The following is a 22064-nucleotide window of genomic DNA, read 5'->3' as shown; positions in this document are numbered from 1 at the left end:
TCGGTCTCGGTCGGCGAGACCACGTACCGCGGGTCGCACAGGGCGCCAGGAGCGACGTCGCGCTCCGGGTGCATGCAGGCCGCGGTGGCTGAGGATCTGCACCGGCTTCGGGTGCGAGTCGGCCATGCGCGCCATGAGGCGGAAGCCCGCCGCCACCAACTCCGCGGGGTCATCGACAAACCCCCGCGGACGCTCGTCGATGGCCCGGCTGAACTCGTCCAGCGCGTCCGCCACCGCCGCGTCGAACAACTCCGTCTTGGTCCGGCGGTGGTTCTGGAAGGACCCGAAGCCGACGTCGGCGCGGTCGGCGATGGCTTGGATGCTCGCGCCGGTGTCCCCATGCTCGGTTGGAGCTCGCGGGCCGCGCGGATCAGAGCCTTGCGGGTCCCGGCATGTCGCCATTCGGAGCGGTTGCGCGGCGGGGCGGGCGTCGGCATGGGAAGAGCACAGCAATGATCACCACTTCTGATGGATCAGTCAATTTTCCGCAAGTCGACTATTGACGATCTGACGAGCGGAGTTGATGATACCGTCACTGATCGCAGTGTTTGTGGGAGCACATCATGGTCCGGAACTTGGGCCGATGAGGTCGACCGCGCGGACCTCGCAACACCTCATCAAGACCTTCGCAGCGAGCAGAGCAGCCTAGCTCTCGGCCTTCCGCGCGCGGGACCGCCGTACGACGACTACTTCTGGACCGAGATTGCCGGGCTCGCCCGCGAAGTGGTCGGTCCCTTGCCGCCCGTGGGTGAACCCACCGCCGTGGAGGGCGGCGTGGCGGAGGGACGCGCCCTGCTCTCCTGGACACCCCCCGACGGCCGTTCGGCGATCGTCGCGTACGGCATGCCCAAGCCGGCACTCCGAGCCCTGGCAGAAGCCGCCTCGAGTCAGTGAGGTCACCATGCCCTTTCTAGTGCTGATCGCCATTTACGCGGCCCGGATCATGCGCAGCCCGCTGGACACCCGACTGAAGAAGAGCCATGTCGGACCCCTGACGGTGGCCGCTCTCTTCGTCGTGCTGTCCCTGGCCTGGGACTGGCTCAGGCCGGACGGCATCGGCACCGTCTACTTCCTCGGTGAATTCTGCGGCGTGAGCGCGCTCTACCTGATGACTTGGGCCTTGGTGCTGGCCACGAGGCTGCGGTGGCTAGAGCAGTGGTTCGGCGGTCTGGACCGCATGTATCGCTGCCACAAGAACTACGCCCTGTGGTCCATTCTGCTGCTCGTTCCCCACAGCGTGTTCGCTGACACCGAAGCGGGAAGGACGGTGAGGGAGTCCCCACAGGCGGTCGGCCTCGGGCGCGCGCTGGGCCTCGCCACCGCTCTCGGCCTGCTCGTGCTCGTCGTCGTGTCCCTCGCCCGCGTCGGCCGTATTCTGCGTCTGCCCCACGAGCGCTGGCTTGTCGTCCATCGCCTCATCGGACTCCTGGTCGTCTCCTCGCTGGTGCACGGCTGGGTGCTGGACCACATCATCGGCCGGTCCAGCGTCCTCAAGATCGTGTACGTCGTCATGGGCGTCGTCGGAACGGCCGCCTACGCCTACGACGAACTCGTCATGCGACGCAGGGCCCCGCGTGCCGACTACACCGTCCACGCCGTCAAACGTCCGGCGCCCGACATCGTCGACCTCACCCTCGCACCGGCCGGACACGCGCCGCTGCAAGTGAAGGGCGGTCAGTTCGTCTACCTGCGCGTCGGCGGTCACCGCGCCTGGCGCGAACATCCCCTGAGCGTAGCCGGAGTCCAGCACGACGGTTGCGTTCGTCTCACCGTCCGCGCCGTCGGCCGAGGCACCCGCAGGCTCTACGCCGACCTGCGCGAAGGCGCCCCGGCCACACTGAGCGGTCCGTACGGCATGTTCGACCACACGGTCGGCGGGCAGCGCCAGATATGGATCGCGGGCGGGATCGGCATCGCCCCCTTCCTGGGCTGGATCACCCACGAAGACGCAGAGGCCCTGCCCAGCGCGGACCTCTTCTACTGCACCAGTACCGCCACTGACGCGCCATTCCTACCAGAGCTCACCGAGGCAGCCCGACGCCACCCGGCTCTCAGACTCCACTCCGTGTACAGCCGCCGCCAAGGCCGACTCACCGTCGACAAGATCCTGGCCGCCACCGGGCCCCTCACCCCGGACACCCATGTCTTCCTCTGCGGACCCGCCTCGATGGTCGAAAACCTCACCATCGCCCTCCGCGGCCGGGGAATCTCCCGGCACCACCTGCACGCCGAGCACTTCGCCTTCCGCTGACCTTCGGCTTGTCGTCGACCAGGCCGTGCAAAGCCCGGCTTTCACCATGGGTGTACGTGACAAAGGACGCTCAAGGACTACCCCCCACAGAGGACTCCCCGCACAGCCTCGTCACACGCACGCTCCGCTTCCATCCTCGGCTCAGCCCGCCGCACCCACTCGTCGGTGGCCCGCGGGATCGCGCCCGAGCACGCTCTCGACGCGTACTCTCCGCCCGGCCGTACAACGCCGCCCGAACGGCAGCTCCCAGAGATCGGCATCGTCCCCAAAACCTCAGCTCGGCATGTCAGCGGCCGAACCCGTCGACGCCGAGGGGTTCGGCCGGGACCGACATCACCGTGATGGCTGCCGGAGGCCGGGGTGACGGAACTGCTTCCGGCGATGGAAGTGCTCACCTGCTGGTGGCTACGGCACCGAGGCCGTCCGATCCGGCAGCTTCCATCAGGCGGCGCCGCCGCGCGAGGCCGAGACGGCACGGTCCAGGGTTGCGTGATCGGCCCAGTTGCCATGGAAGCCGAACGGGACGCGGCTCGGGAGTTTGACCCGGGCGAGCGGGGTGCGGCGCAGGTCGGCGGCGTCATGGACGAGCAGCTCGGACAACCCGGTGAGGCGGTTCCACCACAGGGTCAGCAGGTAACCATCGTCCTCCGAGGTGGCGTTCTGGCGGGCCACAAAGACGGGTTCACCAGGGCTGGTCAGCGCATCGGGCCCCTCGACCACGGTCGTGGCGTCGCTCAGGAAGTCGTGCTTGGCCAGGCCGTCGCTCATGGTGTCCTCGGCCAGCGCGCGCGTGGTGACGAAGTAGCCGTAGCGGTGCTCCCGGCCGGTGTACGCGTCGTTGATCCGCGGAAACTCACCGGCGACACCGCTGGTCATCTCCTCCGTCGCCGATCCGGTGGCCAGGTCGACGCGCCAGCGGTGGGGCAGGGACGGCGGGAACCAGGAGTGGGAGGTGACGGGGGTGTCGAGCCGGCCGGCAGGAGTGCCCAGGCGGGTGATGCGGTGCCCGTCGACGATGACCTGCCCATTGCACTCGTAGGCGTTGTAGAAGTGGGTGTTGGCCCAGTGGCCGCCCACCTCGTGCCAGGTGACGGTGTGGGTGCGGCGGTCCATGAGCACGATCTGTACGCCGTGCGGGAGCGATGCCTCGTCCCAGACGACTCCCGGCTTTCCCTGCATGATGTGGTCCAGCCGGAACTGGGCCGGGGTGACGAAGAAAATCGCGTAATGGTCGCTGACGGCGAAGTCGTGCATCAGCACGGGCACTTTGATGTCGAGACTGTGGCTTTCCACGATGTGCCCGGTCTTCATGTCCGCCCGATACCAGGTGATGACCGGCCCGGTCGCGGCGAAGAAGAGCATGTCGCCGCTGTCTGGGTCGATCTTGTAGTGGGCGGTGCACAGTACGTCGATGCCACCGTGGAAATCGTGGGTGCCGTACGTCTCCAGGGTCTCGGGGTGCATCGCGTACGGCAGACCGCCCTCGTAATAGACGAGCAGGTGGTCACCGAAGACGCCGACGTTGGTGTTCGCCACGTTCTTCGCGGGTGGAGCGCCCTGGGGGAGTGGACCGGGTGTGCCGCCGTTGGCGAATCCGCTGTAGACGGCCATGCCCTGCTCGACCTCGAACTTCATGGAATCGGTCATCACCCAGCGGGTGCGGAACGCGGCCCGGCCCTCGCGCAGATAGATTCCGCACACCATGCCGTCGCCCTCCCACCAGTGATAGCGACCGGGATCGCGAGGCTGGAAACGGGGGTTGGACGAGACCCGGAACAGAGCCCCTGCGAGGTCGGCCGGGATCTCCCCGTCCACCTCCAAGTCGTAGGCCTCGGTCTCCTCCGTCCAGGGGGTGAAGGGGCCGTCGAGGAACTTGTTGTGGTGCGCCCAGCCGGCGGCGTCCTGTGCGAGCCGTGGGACCGACGGCCGGAGCGCGGCACGCGGCGCGATCGTCATCGGGTCGGGTGGAATCAGACCCGGGCCGGAGGTGACTGAGGTCATCGGAGTGCTCCAGGTGCGGGTGGGAGAGAGAGTCGGTCTGCGGGAGCGGGAGCGGGAGCGGCCCTGGCCGGGCCGCCCTGTCTGGGAGGCCATGGTCAGAACGGGTAGAAGGGGATCTCCTGGCGGACGGTGACCCACTGCTGCTCGGTGAATGCCTCGAGGTTGGCGGCAGCGCCTCCGTGGCGGGAGCCGTTGCCGGAGTCGCCGACGCCGCCGAACGGGATGGTCGACTCGTCGTTCACTGTTTGGTCGTTGATGTGCACAAGGCCGGTCGGGATGCGCTCGGCCAGCGCCAAGCCCTTGGCAACATCGCGCGTCAGGATGCCGAGAGAGAGCCCGTACTCGCTGTCGGAGGCCAGCCGGGCGGCCTCGTCGAGATCCTGGAAGGTCACTACGGGCGCGACAGGGCCGAAGATCTCCTCCGCGTAGGCGCGGGCGGTGAGCGGGACGTCAGCCAGGACGGTGGGCCGGTAGAACAGGCCTTCATGGGTACCACCGGCAGCGAGCCGTGCTCCCGCGGTGACACTGTCGGAGACCACGGCGTGGGCGGCCCGCAGCTGACCCTCGTCGATCATGGGGCCCATGAGGACCGTGCCGGTCATCGGATCACCCACGGGTGTGGCGTCGGCGTGCTCGGCGAGGCGGGCTGTGTACTCCTCGGCGATCGAGGAGTGCACGAGATGACGGCTGGCGGCCATGCAGACCTGCCCGGCGTTGAAGAAGGAGCCGAAAGCGCCCGCGGACACGGCCTTGTCGAGGTCGGCGTCGTCCAGGACGACCAGCGCCGAGTTGCCGCCCAGCTCCAGGTGGACCCGCTTGAGCCGCTGCGCGGCTGCCGCCGCGATGGCCTTCCCGGCCCGGGTGGACCCGGTGAAGGCGATGACGGGCACGCGCGGGTGCTCCACCAGCGCCGCGCCGACGGCGGCGCCACCGGGCAGGACGTGCAGGACGCCCTCGGGAAGCCCTGCCTCCTCGAAGACCCGCGCGATGGTGACACCGCCGCAGATCGCGGTGCGCGGATCGGGCTTGAGGACGACCGCGTTGCCCAGGGCCAGCGCCGGGGCCACCGCACGCATGGCCAGCAGCATCGGCGCGTTGAACGGGGAGATGACACCGACTACGCCCACCGGGCGCCGCCGCGAGAACGACAGACGGTCCTGGGCTGACCGGAGCACTTCACCAAAGGGAGCCGCAGCGAGTGCGCCGGCCTCGTAGCACTCCTCGGCCCCACCATCAGTCGCCTGGGTGTCCGCGAACAGCCGTGGGGCGCCCGACTCGCGCACGATCCACTCCGCTATCTCCGCCTGGTGCCGCTCGAAGAGGGCCGCGGCGCGCCGCAGCACCCGTGCACGCTCCAGGTACGGCACCGCCGCCCATGCGCGTTGGGCCTGCTGCGCGTGCGCCACGGCTCGGTCCAGATCGGCGGGAGATGCTGCGCCAACGCGGCCCAGCGTCTTTCCGGTCGCCGGCTCGGTGGAGTCGTACGGCTCACCCGAGCCCTTGACCCATCCGCCCGAGAAGATCCGCTCCTGCCAGTCGGCTGCATCGAGAAGGGTCATGGTGTTCCGTTCTGCGTAGATGACACAGGAAGGCGCACCGTCTGCGCCGCCCCTCGGTCCCGGAGGCATCGCGCCAGGTGGCGCTGGTCACTCGGTCGGAACCCGGCCTCGGCCCCGCTCGGGAATAGTGAGATGTCCCGTCGGGCAGGACTCGCATCTTGATTAACAGGACATTGCTGTTGAATGTCAAGCGGTATGTCCAAGGTGGCGGCGACAGGTCGTCGTGCCGGCATGCCCAGGGTGGTGCTGCAGTGTCGGCTCTGGAGGAGCGCCGGGACGCGGCAAGCTTGCAGAAAGCACAGTATTTGCATGAAATATGGCGAATTGCACGATGATGAAGGTGAGTCAGGGACAGGTCTCATCCGCTGATCCACAGATCGAGGGAGGACGGCCCTGGGGTGCCAATGGGCAACGACGCATTGGACCCACGCTTCGGGGCGCTCAACTGTCACACCGGCGTGTCCAGTGGATCGAGGCGTCCGACGGCCTCGCCCCGACTCACTTCTTCAACGCCTACCAGGGACGACAGGGCGCCCGGCGCCATGGGATGGCGGCCTGCGACTGCGGCCTGGACGGGGCCTCTCCGGTGGCGTGGCCACAGTCGGCGCCTCGGCCCGGAGACAACCGCCGGATGCCGGGACCGCTGCCAGCGGCCCCGGCATCCGCCATGGGCGGGACACTTGCTTCAGCAAGGGTAGGAGGCCGCCACGCCTGGGAAGGAGTGCAGCGCCACGGGGGAAAGACCCCCGTTGGCCCTTAGTTCGAGCCCGAACCGCCACAGCGTCCGTACACCTCGTTCGGCACCGCCCGGGTGTCAGCCCCCGACGGCTGTCAGTCGCTCACCGATCTCCCGTGCCGTCTCCTGAACCTTCCGGGCCAGCTCCGCCTCCGCCTCGGGGAACACACGAGAGGCCAAGGCCGCGATGCTCACCGCTGCCACTACCTGCTGCTGCTCGTCACGGACGGGAGCGGCGACCCCCATCACGTCGGCGTCGAGTTCGCCACGAGTGACCGAGTAGCCGCCGCGCCGGATATGGGCCAGCCTCTGCATGAGAGTGTCGACGTCCGTGAGGGTAGCGGGAGTGAAACGGCGCAGGTCTGCTGATTCAAGAAGCTGGCGGGCTTCCTCGTCGGGGATCCAGGCCAGCAGGACGAGTGCCGCCGCACCCGCGTTGAGGGGGAGAGTGCTGCCCCTCTCGTAGGAGATGCGCACGGCGCCCGTCCCTGCTTCGGCCCGATCGACGCACACGACCAGCTCTCCGGTCCGCCTGGTGAGCAGGACCGTCTCCCGCACGTCCTCGGCGAGCGCCGTCATCGCCGGGAGGGCGACTTCGGACAGGCCGTAGCTGCGGCGTGCCAGCCGTGCGATCTCCATGACGCGCAGCCCCAGCCGGAAGCCCCCACCCGGCGCCTCCTCGAGGAAGCGGCTGCTCACGAGGCTCTGGAGGTACCGGTACGCGGTCGAGCGAGCCACGCCGAGTCGCTCGGCCACAGCGGTGCCGGAGACGACGAGGTGGGTGTCGGTGAACATGAGCAGGATGTCCAGGGCCCGGTCGGCCGTGGAGTTACGCTCGCGATAGCTGGTGGACGCTGTTCCTGACATGCGAGACATCGTAACGGGTGTCGCGGCGTCTCGGGCACCGGGCGTCACAATCGGTCCTTGACCACTGTATTGCGCAGTTCGCCGATCCCCTCGACGACCGTGACGAGTTCCTGCCCCGGCCGGAGAAAGACCTTGGGGTCGCAGCCGGCACCCACGCCCCCCGGGGTACCCGTGGCGATGAGGTCGCCCGGCAGCAGCGTGATGATGGTGCTGACGTACGCGATGATCGTGGCGACGTCGAAGAGCAGGTCCGCCGTGTTGGACTTCTGCATCGTGGTGCCGTCCACGAGGCAGCTGATCGTCAGTCCGGACGCACCGCGCGGCAGTTCGTCCGGTGTGACGAGCGAGGGTCCTACCGGGGTGGTGGCCTCGAAGGTCTTGCCGGACAGGAACTCACGGGTGCGATGCTGCCAGTCCCGGACGGTGACGTCGTTGAGGACGGTGTAGCCCGCGACCTGCGCCAGCGCCTGGTCCGGCGACACGTGACGTGCGCAGTGTCCGATCACCACACCGAGCTCAGCCTCCCAGTCCATGTCGTCGCTCACCGGCGGAATGTGCACGTCGTCGTAGGGTCCGATCAAGGAGCCGTCGTACTTGGCGAACAGCGTCGGATGGGCCGGGGTCGCCCGGCCCATCTCCTTGATGTGCGTGGCGTAGTTGAGGCCCAGACACACGATCTTGTTCGGGTGAGGGACGACGGGAGCGAGGGACGCGGTCGACAGGGAGATGCGGTCGCCGCCCTCGGCGGCCGCGCGTTCAGGCCAGTCGTCGCCGCTCGACAGCAGTTCGCCGACGTCGGAGTAGGGCAGCAGAACGAACTCGTCCCCTTCCTGGCGGGCAGCGGCTGTGCCGCGCTCGTCGTGCAGCCGGACGGTGCTGAGCCTCATCGGGGCCCTCCTTGGGGCTTGGAAACACTCTTGGTGACGGGGTGTGCGGTCGGTGCGGGCCGCGGCCGGACGACCCCGTGACTGATCTCCGCCGGACCGTCTGACGCGGCAAGGGAGAGATCGCGCCCTGGAGCGGGCGCGAAACGACGCAGGCTCTGCGAGACACGCTCTGCCTGGTCGGCTGGGAACACGGCCGCGATCAGCCGGTCAGGGCGCACCAGCAGGAAGTGTCCCGTGAGCCCGCCGAACAGCGCCTGAAGTCGGCCGTCGGCGTCGGCTACGGCAGTGCGCCCCGGGCGGTCGCGGGGGTAGCGGTCATCGAGGACGACCGACACCCGTGTGCCTGCGGGAAGACCGGCGTGCGCGGCAGTGTTCCAGTCGGCGTCGGTGAGGCCTACGCCCAGCAGGCTCCAGCCGCGGCCGAGCACGTTGTCGAGCCGGGTCACCTGGAGCTGCGGACCGTGCAGGACGCGTGGCTGCGGAAGAAACGTGCCCACCGGTGACCCTTTCTTGCCGTCGAAGGGGACGACGGCGCCCGAACGAACGCGGGTGTTCGGCCGGTACCGCATCTCGGTGAGGTACCGGCGCCCCTGCGGGGTGTGCATGGCGATGCGCACCAACAGGTCGCGCAGCCGCGCGCGGCTGCGGCTGGTCGTCATGACGATGCGGCCGAGCCGGACCGAGAGGTCGATGACGGCCTGAGCGTGTGGGCGGCGTTCGGTGTCATAGGTGTCGAGGAGGGTGTCTGCCGAGCGTCCGGCCAGGACGTCGGCGAGCTTCCAGCAGAGGTTGGCCGCGTCTCGCACGCCGGAGTTGAGTCCCTGGCCCGCGAAGGGCGGCATCATGTGGGCGGCGTCGCCCAGAAGAAAGCAGCGTCCGTCGCGCAGGCGGTCGGCCAGCAGTGCGTGGAACGTGTACGACACGGCGCGCTCGACCTGGTCCGGGGTGATCTCGCGGTACGGCCGCAACAGACCGCGTACCAGCTCGAACGGTGGAGGATCGCCGGGCAGGCCCTCCCCGGGGTGCAGCAGGAACTCGTAGCGGCACCGGCCGTCGCGCCCCGGAACGATGACCGTGGGGCGGCTGGGGTCTCCCATGTGCATGCCGTAGCGCTGGTCGTGGGGATCTTCCACTGTGTCGGCGACCAGCCACACGTCGGGAAAGCTGCGCCCCTGCATGGGGATGGACAGCAGTTCCCGGACGGTGCTGCGTCCGCCGTCGCATCCGAGGACGTACGAGACGTCGAAGTGCTCGGCCGGTTCCGTGCCATCGCTCGGCCCGACTCCGACCCGTACCCGGTCGGAGTGCTGTTCTAGCGAGAACAGCCGTGTGTGGAAACGGGTTTCGACATCGGGGCTGTGGCGCAACTCTTCGACCAGTACCCGCTCCAGGTCGGGTTGGGCGAAGGGGTTCTTGAACGGGTGCCCGAACCGCTGGTCGCCGAGGCCGCGGGCGTGCACGAGGGGTCGGCCACCGACGTCGAAGTACTTCGTTCCCGTGCCGGGCACGATGATCGGGTAGACCGCCCCGTCGATGCCGGCCGACTGCAGCGTGCGCAGCGACTCGTCGTCCAGACTGATCGCCTTGGCGTCGTCGCTCGTTGTCGGATTGCGCTCGACGAGCAGGACGCGTATGCCGAGTGAGCCGAGCAAATGGGCGGCCGTGAGCCCCGTCGGACCGGCGCCGACCACGAGCACGTCGGCTTGCACCGGGGCTGCCGAAGCGAATCTTCGCCGCGGTTCCGGATGCGGTGGCTGGGGGTTGCTCATGGGTGGGACTCCATCGGTCGGCGGCGTGTGAGGGCGCGGTGTGCTACTGGACCGGCTGATAGGCGGGACCGCCCTCGGTCAGCAGCCGCTCCACGTCGGCCATGACGTCGGCGGGCTCCTGGTCGAGGTTGAGGGTCTTGCGGAACGGCTGTCGCACGTCGCGCTCCACCCGCAGATACACCTCGTTGCGGTTGCCCTCAGGATCGAAGAAGTAGATACCGATCGCGTTGCCGTGGGTGACTTCCTGCTGTACCTCGATGCCCTCGGCGCGGAACCGGTGGTGGAACTCGATGACCGACTCCAGAGAGTCCACCCGCCAGGACACCTGATGCGTGAGCTTGGCGCCGTCGTGGGCGGTCCGTCCGCGCTGCAGGACGAACTCGTGGTGCTCCTCCTCAGGGCAGGAGGAGAGGAAGACGATGCCCAGCTCCTCGTCCTCGTCGGTCACGGTCAGGCCGAGGACCCGCGTGTAGAAGTCGCGCATCGCGTCGAGGTCGTGAACCCAGAAACCGGTGTGACCGAGACCAGTAATCGCCATAGCGTGTCTCCTTTTTCAGGATTAGAGTCTTGTTTTACAGGACGATAGGTGGATGCCGAGCTAGACGTCAACTGTTGACTGTGGGACGTGCGCGGCGCGTGGCCTGATGTCATGGCGAGGAGCGGACCGGCCGAGCGCGTGGCGGTCGAGGAATCCGGCATCGGCCTGGCCGCCGCAGTGGCCCTCGACGCGTTCATCGTGCGCACGGTGCTGGTGCCCGCGTGTATGCAGATGCTCGGCCGTGCCAATTGGTGGATCCCAGGCTGGCTAGACCGCGTCCTGCCGCACCTGTCCGCCGGACTCAGGCCAGGGACACGGCCATGATTCCGAGTCGGCTCAGACGGCCGCACTCGTCAGCGAGGCCGACCCCGGATCGCATGACCGCGCCGCGCAGACTGCTGTCTCGGGCGACATGTCGCGCTGACACGCGAACTCCTGACGAATCGGGGCCCGGACGCTTTGTCCGGGCCCCGATCATTCCGTCGCATTTTCCGCCGGCGACCTCGATCCCGCCGGATGGCGATCATGACTCCGCCCGTGCGATGCGCTCAACGATCTCGCGCTGCGCGGCAGCGAAGTCGTCGGCCGCACGCACTGTGACCTCTTGCAGCCGGCTCCAGGGGAGCGCGCGCCAAGCGCAGCTGCATCTCCGCGCCGGATCCGATCCCGCTCTTGGCCCCGAGCTTCGCGCAGGTGCGCCCGACGAGCGCCGACCCAGTTCGCGCCCGATTGCGCTGTGAGCACGGGTATCTGCCCGGCGCAGATCGCGACTGGGCAGGCCCGATCGATACAGCAGTACCGGCGCGCGGCGACCTCGGTCAGGGAGCGCGACACGCGATCGGCGGGCTGCCGTCCGCGGACCCGCTTCGAGCGGGCCGCCTACTCGGTCCTGGTCCCAGGGGCAGCGGTTGAGCTGCAGGGCGGCTTGTTGACCTCGATACCGCAGGAGCGTTAGTGTCCTCTTTAGCAAGACGGTAGTCCTGCTTTGCGGAAATTGAGTATGGGTCCACGTCGGGTTGCTCGCGGGTCTGACCGGAACGCCGACGAGGCCTGCCCTGTGCAGCTTGGCGTAGTCCCCTTCGGCCGCTGCGGCCTGCTCCAGCTCATGCAGGACCCAGGAACGGTCCGGGCCGCAGCGACACGGACGGGCCCCATCCACAGCAGCCACGGAGGCACCATGGCGATCACCGGACTCGGCCACACCGGTTTCTGGGTCAACGGCCTGGAGAAGATGCGTGAGTTCGGCCCGTGACCGACGAGGACGAGGAACTCGGCATCGTCTTCCCGTCCGCGCAGCCCGAGCAGGAGCACCATGAATTCGTGCCGCAGCGCGGCCGGACCGCGTCCGACGGAGGCAAACTCACCCCCCAAGTCTGCTGGCGGGTCGACTCGCTGGAGACAGGTGGCCGACGCATGGATGGCGACGGCTACTTCTTCGCACCACCATCCTGACGGACCTCGATGAACGGATGCGGGTCGTCGCTGAGGAACAGTTCGGGCCTGTACTGCCGGTCATGGCGTACGGCGATGTCGAGGACGCGCTCGCGCGGGCCAATGACACCCACTTCGGGCTGAACGGCTCGGTGTGCGGTGTGGAGCGCGGATCCGGAACGGGCCGCGGCGCTCGCTACCCGGCTGGAATGCGGTACGTCCTGGGTCAACACCCACGCCGTGCCTACACCGGGCGGGAGTAAGTGGAGTGGGCTAGGCGGGGAGGGTGGAATGCCGGGCTTGTTGTCGTTCACCAACACCAAGGTCCTGCACACCATCCGGGGAGGGGCACCGAACGAAACCACGCTTCGTTAAAGCTGAGTGTGCATGCCGACTGAACCAGACGGCTTCGAACACCAGCCACGGCAAGCCGTGAATCTGAGTGCTCATTTGCGAACCTTCGTTCGCGTCATCCAGTGAAGATTGAGAAAGGTTGCCAGACATTGAGCGTCAACGGAAGCTGGGACATTACTATGAAGACCCCGATGGGAACCCAGGTGCTGCAGCTGGAACTGCGGTCTGACGGGCAAACGTTGACCGGCACACAGTCGTCCATGGGCGAGACCACCGAGATCCAGGACGGCTCGGTCAACGGCGACGAGGCGACGTGGAAGGTCGACGCGACCAAGCCGGTGGCCGTGAAAGTCACGTTCACCGCCAAGGTCGACGGAGACGATATATCCGGCCACGCCAAGGCCGGATTCTTTCCCAAAACGCCGTTCAGCGGCCGTCGGGCGGCCGCGTAGCGGCATACAGCAATCCGATCGGCGGCTACCGCCCGGTTCGTAGCGGTGGCCGTCAAAAGATCTGCTGCTGTAGTACTGGACGGCCTACGGGCCGAGCTCAAGCAGGGCTCGTTCCGGCCGTTACCTGTGCGGGAGCGCAAGATTCCCAAACCGGGTGGGGCGGGAAAGGTTCGGCGGCTGGGGATTCCCGTGATCGCCGACCGGGTCGTCCAGGCCGCGCTGAAGCTGGTTCTGGAGCCGGTCTCCGGGGTCGACTTCAGGCCGGAATCCTACCGGTTCCGGCCTAAGAGGTCCTAACAGAAGTTGTTGATCATGTGACTTTCGGTGTGGATGGTCGTTGGTGTGGTCGTGGGGAAACGACAGTCGCGGCCGTGGATCGTGTCGGATGAACTGTGGTCGCTGATCGAGCCGTTGCTGCCCGAGCCGGGGCCGAAGCTGGTGGAGGGCCGACCCGGGTGCCGGACCGGCAGGCGCTGTGCGGGATCTTGTTCGTGCTGCACACCGGCATCCAGTGGGAGTACCTGCCCCAGGAGCTGGGCTTCGGCTCGGGGATGACGTGCTGGCGGCGGCTGGCCGCGTGGAACGAGGCCGGCGTGTGGGACCAGCTGCATCTGGTGCTGCTGAAGAAGCTGCGGGCGGCGAAGAGGCTGGACTGGTCGCGGGCGGTGATCGACTCCTCCCACGTGCGGGCGGCACGCAGGGGCCCAAAAGCGGTCCCAGCCCGGTCGACCGCGCACGCCCGGGCAGCAAGCACCACGTCCTCACCGACGGCCAGGGCATCCCGCTCGCGGTGTCGCTGACCGGCGGCAACCGCAACGACGTCACCCAGCTGCTGCCGCTGCTGGACAAGGTCCCGGCCGTGGCAGGAGTGGTCGGCCGGCCCCGCAGACGGCCGGACACGCTGTTCGCCGACCGCGGCTACGACCACGACAAGTACCGGCGACTGCTGTGGCAACGCGGCATCCGCCCGGCCATCGCCGAACGCGGCCAGCCCCACGGCTCCGGCCTGGGCATCTTCCGCTATGTCGTGGAGAGAACCATCGCCTGGCTGCACGGCTTTCGCCGCCTGCGCATCCGCTGGGAACGACGCGACGACATCCACGAGGCCTTCCTCGGACTCGCCACCTGTCTGATCACCCACCGCCACGTCCAACGCCTTTGTTAGGACCTCTAAGCGGCGGGCTCGGGACGCACTTGCTACCCGCAGGCCGGCGAACGAAGTGGGCCACGACAAGGTCTTGCCGGGGGTGCGGAAGCGGCGCTGACAGTGGCATCGGTCATAGGGAATCCACAGATGAGGACGATGGCCTTGCCGAGAGGGACGGTAGGCCCAGAAAACGGCACCTGGCAATAGACGTGGCTACTGGATTCACATTCACAGGAATCACTCGGGAATTACTCAGGAATTACTCACTCCACCTCGAACCTTGCGGCTGTGAAGGGATTGACCCTTTCGAGCTACCGGCTATACGGTCACTACCAGTCCCAAATATTGGGATGATGTTCTGACATTCAGGATCGCATGGTCATGACAAGGAGGGGTGTCCATGTGGGACTCCAACAACATGTTTCTCAACGGGCCTTACGCACCCTGGCGAGAAGAGGGTGAGGCATTCGATCTGGAGATCGATGGCCAGCTCCCGGACGAGCTGAACGGTGCGCTGTTCCGGGTGGGCGCGAACCCTATGTACCGGCCTAAGGATCCGAGCCGCTACCACTGGTTCGAGGGTGACGGCATGGTCCACGCCCTCTTCCTGCGCGACGGCAGGGCGAGCTACCGCAACCGCTACGTGGAGACCGTCGGCCTGCAGCGGGAGAGGCAGGAGGGCCGGTCCCTCTACGGCGGTTTCATGAACCCCAGTGAATTCCCCCTGCCGCCCGGTACCTTTCCGAAAAACCTCGCCAACACGCACGTGAGCCTCTTCGATAACCGCCTGCTGGTCTTCTGCGAGGCTGACGTTCCGCACGAGCTGCGGCCGGACACGTTGGAGACGGTCAGTCAGCGCTACGACTTCCACGGCGGGTTCAGCGGACCCCCCTTGACGGCCCACCACAAGATCGATCCGGCCAACGGTGACATCCTCACCTTCGGCAACAGGGGGGGCACGGTCACCTGGTTCCGGGCCGACCGCCACGGGCGGGTCCTCGACCTTCACACGGTCGATCTGGGCGTCCCCACCTTCACCCATGACTACGCTGTCACCACCGACTACGCGATCTTCCTGGTGAATCCGGCGATGGTCCGCTTCGAGCACTATCTCAAGGGTGTCCCGTCCACGGTTTGGGAGCCGGAAACGCTGGACACGTGCCGCTGGGCTGTCCTGCATCGCAGGACAGGCGAGGTGACGTGGGTCGAGGCGCCCGACGCCTTCACGGAGACCCACTTCCTCAATGCCTACCAGGACGGCTCCAAGATCGTCGTCGACGGGCACCGCACCCCCCGTTTCGGCCCCACCTGGAAGGAGCTCGAGTCACCGCCGCCGGGCGGCGACTGGAACTGGTGGTTCAAGAACATTGTCGCCACCCCCTGGCGCTGGGAACTCGACCTTGCCACAGGGAAGGCGACGGACAGTCAGGTCAACGACGTCCTCGGTGAGTTCCCCCGGATCAACGATCAGCGCACCGGCCAGCGCCACCGATACGGCTACTACGCGACGACGCGGGGAACCGGCGACTGGTTCATCGACGGCCTGGCCAAGCACGACTACCTCACGGGCGAGACGTCGATGCAGACAGCCGACGGTGTGCTGACCTCCCCCAGCGAACCTGAGTTCGTGCCCCGCCCCGGAGCCACGGCCGAGGACGACGGCTGGCTGCTGTCGACTTGGTGGGACCCCACCACTGACCGCAGCGAGGTCATCGTTCAGGAGGCCCAGGACTTCACAGCCGCGCCCATCGCCCGGATCAAGCTCAACCACCGAGTTCCCCTGACAACCCACGGCAGTTGGTCGGACGCCGCTGATCTCGACGCCGCCATATGCGGCTCCTGAGCCCCCGGCATCCCGCTGGCCGGCGGGGCGACGACGCTTCCCGCCGGCCAGCGGATGCCCCACCCACGGCCGTCCCGGTGCCTGACATCTACGACCCCCCAGGGCCGGGGAAGTGCTGTTCGCGTTCTTCGCGGCGATGTAAGTCCGCGGCATCGTCCCACTGGCGGCATGCTGCGTCCCACGTCAGACCCGATACGGCAAGGTGCTGAGGTTCGAGTCCGCTCGGGCGCGGCGAAGCCTTGGCCCCGCGGTCCATCGGGAGGGGCGCCATGGCTCACGTAGGCCTGAACGCGTTTCGCGTACGAAACGGTTTCGTTTTCATCGGATGGGCGGTATGGTCATGGCTGTGCGGTGATCCGTACGAAACCGTTTCGTTCCTAGGGGGTGTGATGGTCGAGGTTGCAATGTCGCGTCGCGGTCGGATCACGCCCGAGCGCGAGGCCGAGCTGTACGTGGCTGTGCTCGATCTGCTTCGTGAGGTCGGCTATGGCTCGCTGACCATGGACGCCGTGGCCGCACGCACCCGCTGCAGCAAGGCGACGCTCTACCGTCAGTGGGGTGGCAAGGCCGAGCTGGTCGTCAAGGCGATGCGTCACAACAAGCGCGCCAGCGTCAGGGGTGTCGACACCGGATCGCTGCGGGGAGACTTTCTGGCTGCGCTGTCCATCGAGGACGACTCCGGCATGGAACGGAACTCCGCGCTGATGCGTGGCCTGATCATGGAGATGCACCACAACCCTGACCTCGGGCGGGCGTTCCGGGAACTGCTCATCGAACCGGAACGGGCCGAATTCAACCGGGTGTTGCAGCGTGCCGTTGACCGAGGCGAGATCCGTGCGGACAACCCTGCGTTGGATTATGTGCCGCACGTACTCATCGGCGGCTACTTCGTCCGCACTCTGATCGACGATCGCCCGCCGACGCGGGCGTTCCTGGCTGCGTATGCCGACGCCGTGCTTTTCCCCGCCCTCGGCGTCCGGCTCTCCTCTTCTTCCAGTCCCCAGCAGTAGGCCGCTCTCCAGCCGTACTTGGCGCAACCTCCCCCCTGCCTCCAGGGCATGTGGGGCCCCCATCGTTGTCGGGCCTGCTCGCTGCCCTGAACCATCCACGACTGACCCGGAGCACGTCCCGTGGCTACCTTCCTGTACAAACTCGGCCGATTCGCCTTCCGGCGACGGCACTACATCGCCCTGTTCTGGGCCGCCCTGCTGGCCGCCGCCTGCGTCGCGGCCTTCAACGCGCCCGCCGCAGGCTCATCGTCCTACTCGATCCCCGGCATCGAGTCCCAGAAGGCCTACGACCTGCTGGCGCAGCGTTCGCCTGGCTCGAGCGCCGACGGAGGGAACGCGAACGTCGTCTTCAAGGCTCCCGCGGGCGAGAAGATGACAGACGCCGACAACAAGGCCCTCGTCGAGCAGACCGTCAAGGACCTCGGCAAGGGGCCCGAGGTCGATTCCGTCACCGACCCGTTCACACAGCACAACGCGGTGAGCAAGGACGGGACGATCGCCTACACGCAGGTGAAGTACACCGCCCCGGCCAAGGAACTGAAGGACTCCACCAAGGACTTCCTGAAGAAGACGGTGGAAAAGGCCCGGCACTCCGGGGTGACCGTCGAGATCGGCGGTGACGTGCTCGACGACTCGCCCTCGTCGGGTGCCGGAGAGCTCATCGGTGTCGCCGTCGCCGCGGTCGTCCTCGTCGTCACGCTGGGCTCGCTCGTCGCGGCCGGGCTGCCGCTGCTGACCGCCCTCATCGGGGTGGGTATCGGCTTCGCCGGCATCACGGCCCTCGCCAACGCGCTCGACCTCGGCGACACCACCTCCATCCTGGCCATGATGATCGGCCTCGCCGTCGGTATCGACTACGCCCTGTTCATCCTCTCCCGCTACCGGTCCGAACTGGCCGAGGGCCGCGAACGCGAGGACGCGGTCGGACGGGCCACGGGCACGGCGGGCTCGGCAGTGGTCTTCGCCGGGCTGACGGTCGTGATCGCACTCGTCGGCCTCTCGGTCGTCGACGTCCCGGTGCTGACCAAGATGGGTCTCGCGGCGGCGTGCACGGTCGTGCTCGCGGTGCTGATCGCCCTCACGATGATCCCCGCGATGATCGGCTACGTGGGCCGGAAGATCCAGCCGACAGGCAAGAAGAGCAAGCGGTCCGTTGGCAGGAAGGCGCAGGAGAACACCGAGGGCAAGCCCAACATGGGTACCCGCTGGGGAAGCTTCGTCGTCCGCCGTCCCGTCGCCGTCCTGGTGCTGGGCGTGGTCGCCCTGGGGGCCATGGCCCTCCCGGTGACCCAGCTGCAACTCGGGCTGGGCGACGACAGCACGAAGCCGGCGTCCACGACTCAGCGAAAGGCCTACGACCTCCTCTCGGAAGGCTTCGGCCCCGGCTTCAACGGCCCGCTGATGATCGTCGTCGACACGAAGGACAGCAGCGACCCGAAGGCGGCCGCCAGCTCGGTGACCGACGAAGTCGAGGGTCTGAAGGACGTCGCGACGGTCACCCCCGCGATGTTCAACAAGGCTGGCGACACGGCGACGATCACCGTCATCCCGGACTCCAAGCCGTCCTCGACGCAGACCGAGGACCTGGTGCACGCCATCCGTGACAAGGCCGACGGCATCAAGGCCGACACGGACGCCCGGGTGCTGGTCACCGGCACGACGGCGATGAACATCGACTTCTCGCAGAAGCTGACCAACGCGCTGATCCCCTACCTGGCGCTGGTGGTCGGCCTCGCCTTCCTGCTCCTGATGGTGGTCTTCCGCTCGATCCTCGTCCCGCTGAAGGCGGCCCTCGGCTTCCTGCTGTCGGTGCTGGCGGCGCTGGGCGCCGTGGTCGCGGTCTTCCAGTGGGGCTGGCTGGCCGGTCTGCTCGGTGTCGAGGAATCCGGCCCGATCATGTCGCTGGTGCCGATCTTCATGATCGGCGTGGTCTTCGGCCTGGCGATGGACTACGAGGTGTTCCTCGTGACCCGGATGCGTGAGGCCTACGTCCACGGCGAGGAGCCCAAGGAGGCGGTGGTGACCGGCTTCAAGCACAGCGCACGCGTGGTCACGGCCGCCGCGATCATCATGATGTGCGTCTTCGCCGGCTTCATCAGCTCCAGCGAGTCCATGATCAAAATGATGGGCGTCGGGCTGGCGGCCGCGGTCTTCTTCGACGCGTTCATCGTCCGCATGGCCATCGTCCCGGCCGTCCTCGCACTGCTCGGAAAGAGCGCCTGGTGGCTCCCCAAGTGGCTGGACCGCGCCCTGCCCAATGTGGACGTCGAGGGCGAGCGGCTCCGCGCACAGGACCAGCACCAGAGCGGGAACACGCAGGCCCCGCCCACGGAGCCGCAGACGGAGCGGCAGCCGGTGCTAGTGGGTGCTCTGCGGAAGTCGACGGAGGCCGAGCCACAGGCGGCGTACGCCTCCACCGAGAGCGCGCCTGCCTCCGTTCCCGCGACGAGCGGGCCGTCCATCGAGGGCCAGGTGCGCGACGCGGAGGGTACGTGCGTCGAAGGCGCCACGCTGACACTGACCTCCCTGACTGGGCGTCAGCTCGGCAGTACCGTCACCCGGCTCGACGGCCGGTACTCGATGCCGACGCCGGCCTCCGGCTCGTACGTCCTGACCGCGGCGGCCGACGGCCATCAACGGCGGGCCGCCACCTTGGAGGTGGGCGAGGAGCCGCTGGCGTACGACGTGCTGCTAGCCGGGACCGGCGGGCCGGACGACGCGGGCCTGCCGAGGGCGCGTTGATTGTTGTCACCGATGTGCACGGAGATGTGCCGGCGACGGTCAGGTCCGTTCCTCAGCTTGTCTGCTCCGTCGGCGAACCGTCGACAGTGACCCCACCGCGCGCCACTTGCTGATCGTCAAACAGCCACTTCACCCGGGGACCGGTCCCCGGGTGAAGTGGCTTACCCGGTGCACCTGGCTGCATCACTGGGATTGCGAGCATGATGAGGAAGAACCTGCTCGTCGGCATCGTGCTCTTCAGCTCGGTGGCGCTTTAGTGGGGCGACGAAGCCAGCTGAGCTCGCCGACCAAACTGTCGACAGGGCCGAATCAGAGCCGATCAGTTCTGTGTCTCAACGCGTGGTCGATGCTCTATCTGGCCAGGCAGACGAAGGTGGCCATCGGGCAGGCCAAGGTGAGCAATGCCGTGGCGGCTGCGTCGGCGAACGACACGGTACTTGGGTCCCTGCGCGAGGTGCACATCCTCATGCTGGAGCGGGAGGGTATGCGGGAGCACTTCTACGGCGGTGAGCCGCTCCCCGAGGCCGGCCCCCAACGTGAGGCCGTCATCACCCTTGCGGAACTGCTCGCTGACGTGATGACCAGCGGAGTGCATGTGCACCAGTTGATCCCCGAAAGCGGCAGCGCCGGCCCGTGGGCGGACTACTGCCGCCATACCGTTGAGAACAGCCCCGCTCTCCGCCATCTGCTCCGAGCGCATCCCACGTGGTGGCCACCCCTGCTGTCGGTACTGCCCGACCCTCTCCTGCGCGCCGACGACCATGTCCGCGTGCCCGCACATGGCAGCGGTCGGGCAGACGCTTGAGCTCTCGCTGACGTCACTGTCATATCAGTCGTTGCGTTCGTGGAACGGTCACCGCGACCGTTCCACGAACGCTTCCATGAAGCTCTCGTTTCGGGCCTGCGGTCTCTGGTCTGCTGATACGAGGTTCAGAAATAGGTTCTCATGGGACTGGCGGCCAGCGGCACGGCGCCAAAAAAACCGGCGACCCCAACGCGACCTGGCAGGACGTCACTTCGACTCTGCGAGCGGGCCTCTCGCTCTCCTTCCTTCTGGAGTCACGACATCGGCGGTTTCCACGGCATGACGTCCCGGCTGCCCTGGGACTTCGGCGAGGAGGAGTACGCGGCCGTCCTGCGCCCCGGCTGCGCACCGGCCTGTTGCTGTACGTCCACCGGGCCGCCGCCGACGCGGTCCGCACCGGCGAGCCGCTCGCCCGACCCGTGGCCCTGGGCCAACCGGGCTGCCCGGACGCCCACGCACCCGCGTCGTCGAATGTGCGGTCGCTCGACCTCGGCGAGCTGCGGAAGCCTGCGAGTTCACCCAGGCGCGGATCGCTGTGCCGGCTGTTGACTGCTGGGCCGGTAGGCGCTGTTCGCAGTCATGAGGGAGGCGATGCGTCGTATGTGTCGGATCCGGGCAGCGTGTCGGACTGCACCGACGAGACCTGCTCCCGTGCCGTGTTGAGTGCAGCGACGATGTCTTGCTCGCGGCCATGAAAGCGAATGGCGGGGATCGGCACGGAGAGCGCCGCCAGTCTGCCGTAGGTGTCCTGGGCGGCGATGGCGACGGCACACACGCCGGGAGTGCTCTCCTCCAAATCGAAGGCCATGCCTGTTCGCCGAACCTGCGTGAGTTCCTCCACGAGGGCGGCCCGTCGCGTGATCGTGGAGGGGGTGAGCCGAGTCAGTCGTGCCGGGAGCAGGCGCGCGATCTCGGCGTCGCTCAACTTCGCGAGGACGGCTTTGCCGTTGGCGGTGCAGTGCAGCGGCAAGCTGCTTCCCACCACCGATACGGCACGCAATGTGTGCTGCCCCTGTATCGAATCGGTGATTCTCAGTCGGCCCGATTCCAGGACCGCGAGGTCGACGGTTTCCTCCAGGGTCTGGGCGAGGTGCTCCATCGTCGGCCGGAGCAGGGCGCGAATCTCCGGTCGGCCGGCCTCGGCCAATCGCACCAATTCGGGACCGATGCGGACGCGGCCCGTAGCAGAGGCTGCGACCAGCACGCCCTCGACCTCCAGGGCAGAGACCAGCCGGTGAATCGTCGAGCGCGGGAGCCCGGTGCGTTCAGCGAGCTGGGAGAGGCTGAGTCCCTCCCGCTCGCCGGCGAGGGCGCGGAGCACCGCGACAGCCCGCCCGATGATCTTGATTCCGGCTTCGCCGCCGTCCTGCGCGGCGGCTTCCTTGTGCGTAGCGTCAGGTGTCACTCGCCCAGTATGCGACTGCCGGGCGGGACAACGGCGTCTCGCGTAGCGGGCATTGCTGGTTGACGGGCTAGGCCTTCTTCGTTCACCTGTAGTGTTCGGGCATGCCCACGTCCTGGCGAACAACGCGGGATCAGGACCGTACGACGATCAGCACGTTCTCGTCTCTGACCGGATGAGCGACCTGTTGAGCGACTGGGGCCGACCCGCTACGGTGCTGCCTCGCGCAAGAGGGCCAGGAGGGTGTGCGGCTGCGGGGCGCCCGCGTCC

At 67.7% G+C, this 22064-nt stretch carries 20 protein-coding genes and 3 pseudogenes; 14 read left to right on the top strand and 9 right to left on the bottom strand.

The features are described 5' to 3' along the window. Positions 1-12 precede the first annotated feature (12 nt). Positions 13-437: pseudogene (locus ACWC09_RS11460) on the bottom strand (TetR/AcrR family transcriptional regulator); the annotation flags it as partial. Positions 438-744: 307 nt separating this feature from the next. Between ACWC09_RS11460 and ACWC09_RS11455 the strand changes: the two are divergent. Together ACWC09_RS11455 and ACWC09_RS11450 are read left to right on the top strand one after the other, a co-directional pair. Beyond that, on the top strand, positions 745-894 hold the full coding sequence (locus ACWC09_RS11455; RefSeq protein WP_450850300.1) for a hypothetical protein: 150 nt from the start codon (positions 745-747) through the stop codon (positions 892-894). 7 nt (positions 895-901) lie between these two features. Then, positions 902-2251 carry a ferredoxin reductase family protein gene (locus ACWC09_RS11450; protein WP_450850299.1) on the top strand — a complete coding sequence of 450 codons (1350 nt, stop codon included), beginning with the start codon at positions 902-904 and terminating at the stop codon, positions 2249-2251. Positions 2252-2692: 441 nt separating this feature from the next. Here ACWC09_RS11450 and ACWC09_RS11445 read toward each other — a convergent pair whose 3' ends face one another. The 6 genes from ACWC09_RS11445 to ACWC09_RS11420 form a co-directional block, all read right to left on the bottom strand. Then, positions 2693-4252: a carotenoid oxygenase family protein gene (locus ACWC09_RS11445; protein ID WP_450850298.1), complete on the bottom strand. Its 1560-nt coding sequence runs from the start codon at positions 4250-4252 to the stop codon at positions 2693-2695. Positions 4253-4347: 95 nt separating this feature from the next. Next, a complete protein-coding gene (locus ACWC09_RS11440) occupies positions 4348-5811 on the bottom strand; it encodes an aldehyde dehydrogenase family protein (protein WP_450850297.1) in 1464 nt (487 codons plus the stop codon). Positions 5812-6625: 814 nt separating this feature from the next. Beyond that, positions 6626-7414, bottom strand: a complete 789-nt coding sequence (locus ACWC09_RS11435) for an IclR family transcriptional regulator (protein WP_232032798.1) — start codon at positions 7412-7414, stop codon at positions 6626-6628. A 44-nt stretch (positions 7415-7458) separates the two neighbouring features. Continuing rightward, positions 7459-8301, bottom strand: a complete 843-nt coding sequence (locus tag ACWC09_RS11430; protein ID WP_450850296.1) for a fumarylacetoacetate hydrolase family protein — start codon at positions 8299-8301, stop codon at positions 7459-7461. After that, positions 8298-10070, bottom strand: coding sequence for a bifunctional 3-(3-hydroxy-phenyl)propionate/3-hydroxycinnamic acid hydroxylase (locus ACWC09_RS11425; RefSeq protein WP_450850295.1), 1773 nt, complete (start codon positions 10068-10070; stop codon positions 8298-8300). Before ACWC09_RS11425 ends, ACWC09_RS11430 begins: the two co-directional genes overlap by 4 nt. A gap of 43 nt (positions 10071-10113) precedes the next feature. Continuing rightward, positions 10114-10608, bottom strand: a complete 495-nt coding sequence (locus tag ACWC09_RS11420) for a VOC family protein (protein WP_398096643.1) — start codon at positions 10606-10608, stop codon at positions 10114-10116. 111 nt (positions 10609-10719) lie between these two features. Here ACWC09_RS11420 and ACWC09_RS11415 point away from each other — a divergent pair, with 111 nt between their 5' ends. The 12 genes and pseudogenes from ACWC09_RS11415 (at position 10720) to ACWC09_RS11360 (ending at position 20392) form a co-directional block, all read left to right on the top strand. Next, complete coding sequence (locus ACWC09_RS11415; RefSeq protein WP_450850368.1) at positions 10720-10932, top strand: MMPL family transporter; 213 nt, start codon at positions 10720-10722, stop codon at positions 10930-10932. A 733-nt stretch (positions 10933-11665) separates the two neighbouring features. Then, on the top strand, positions 11666-11860 hold the full coding sequence (locus ACWC09_RS11410) for a hypothetical protein (RefSeq protein WP_450850294.1): 195 nt from the start codon (positions 11666-11668) through the stop codon (positions 11858-11860). After that, positions 11857-12060 (top strand): hypothetical protein, encoded by a 204-nt coding sequence (locus ACWC09_RS11405; RefSeq protein ID WP_232032802.1) that lies wholly within the window; start codon positions 11857-11859, stop codon positions 12058-12060. The genes ACWC09_RS11410 and ACWC09_RS11405 overlap by 4 nt, the downstream gene beginning before the upstream one ends. A 17-nt stretch (positions 12061-12077) precedes the next feature. After that, a complete protein-coding gene (locus ACWC09_RS11400) occupies positions 12078-12302 on the top strand; it encodes an aldehyde dehydrogenase family protein (RefSeq protein ID WP_450850293.1) in 225 nt (74 codons plus the stop codon). After that, positions 12199-12414, top strand: coding sequence for an aldehyde dehydrogenase family protein (locus ACWC09_RS11395; protein WP_450850292.1), 216 nt, complete (start codon positions 12199-12201; stop codon positions 12412-12414). Before ACWC09_RS11400 ends, ACWC09_RS11395 begins: the two co-directional genes overlap by 104 nt. 170 nt (positions 12415-12584) lie before the next feature. After that, positions 12585-12845, top strand: a complete 261-nt coding sequence (locus ACWC09_RS11390) for a hypothetical protein (protein WP_450850291.1) — start codon at positions 12585-12587, stop codon at positions 12843-12845. 330 nt (positions 12846-13175) lie between these two features. Beyond that, positions 13176-14010: pseudogene (locus ACWC09_RS11385) on the top strand (IS5 family transposase). Between the two features lie 382 nt (positions 14011-14392). Next, complete coding sequence (locus ACWC09_RS11380; protein ID WP_450850290.1) at positions 14393-15835, top strand: carotenoid oxygenase family protein; 1443 nt, start codon at positions 14393-14395, stop codon at positions 15833-15835. A gap of 389 nt (positions 15836-16224) precedes the next feature. Beyond that, positions 16225-16845 carry a TetR/AcrR family transcriptional regulator gene (locus tag ACWC09_RS11375; RefSeq protein WP_450850363.1) on the top strand — a complete coding sequence of 207 codons (621 nt, stop codon included), beginning with the start codon at positions 16225-16227 and terminating at the stop codon, positions 16843-16845. A gap of 120 nt (positions 16846-16965) precedes the next feature. Beyond that, positions 16966-19152, top strand: a pseudogene (locus tag ACWC09_RS11370) (MMPL family transporter); the annotation flags it as partial. Between the two features lie 48 nt (positions 19153-19200). Next, positions 19201-19587 (top strand): carboxypeptidase-like regulatory domain-containing protein, encoded by a 387-nt coding sequence (locus tag ACWC09_RS11365; protein WP_450850362.1) that lies wholly within the window; start codon positions 19201-19203, stop codon positions 19585-19587. A 346-nt stretch (positions 19588-19933) separates the two neighbouring features. Then, on the top strand, positions 19934-20392 hold the full coding sequence (locus ACWC09_RS11360) for a hypothetical protein (protein WP_450850289.1): 459 nt from the start codon (positions 19934-19936) through the stop codon (positions 20390-20392). Positions 20393-20646: 254 nt separating this feature from the next. Here ACWC09_RS11360 and ACWC09_RS11355 read toward each other — a convergent pair whose 3' ends face one another. Together ACWC09_RS11355 and ACWC09_RS11350 are read right to left on the bottom strand one after the other, a co-directional pair. Next, on the bottom strand, positions 20647-20847 hold the full coding sequence (locus ACWC09_RS11355) for a hypothetical protein (RefSeq protein ID WP_450850288.1): 201 nt from the start codon (positions 20845-20847) through the stop codon (positions 20647-20649). 122 nt (positions 20848-20969) lie between these two features. Then, positions 20970-21797 carry an IclR family transcriptional regulator gene (locus ACWC09_RS11350; protein ID WP_450850287.1) on the bottom strand — a complete coding sequence of 276 codons (828 nt, stop codon included), beginning with the start codon at positions 21795-21797 and terminating at the stop codon, positions 20970-20972. Between the last annotated feature and the right edge of the window lie 267 nt (positions 21798-22064).

It is taken from the genome of Streptomyces sp. NPDC001617, assembly GCF_053596855.1.
The sequence above is the reverse complement of the archived record's forward strand: the minus strand, read 5'-3'. Positions and strand labels throughout refer to the sequence as shown.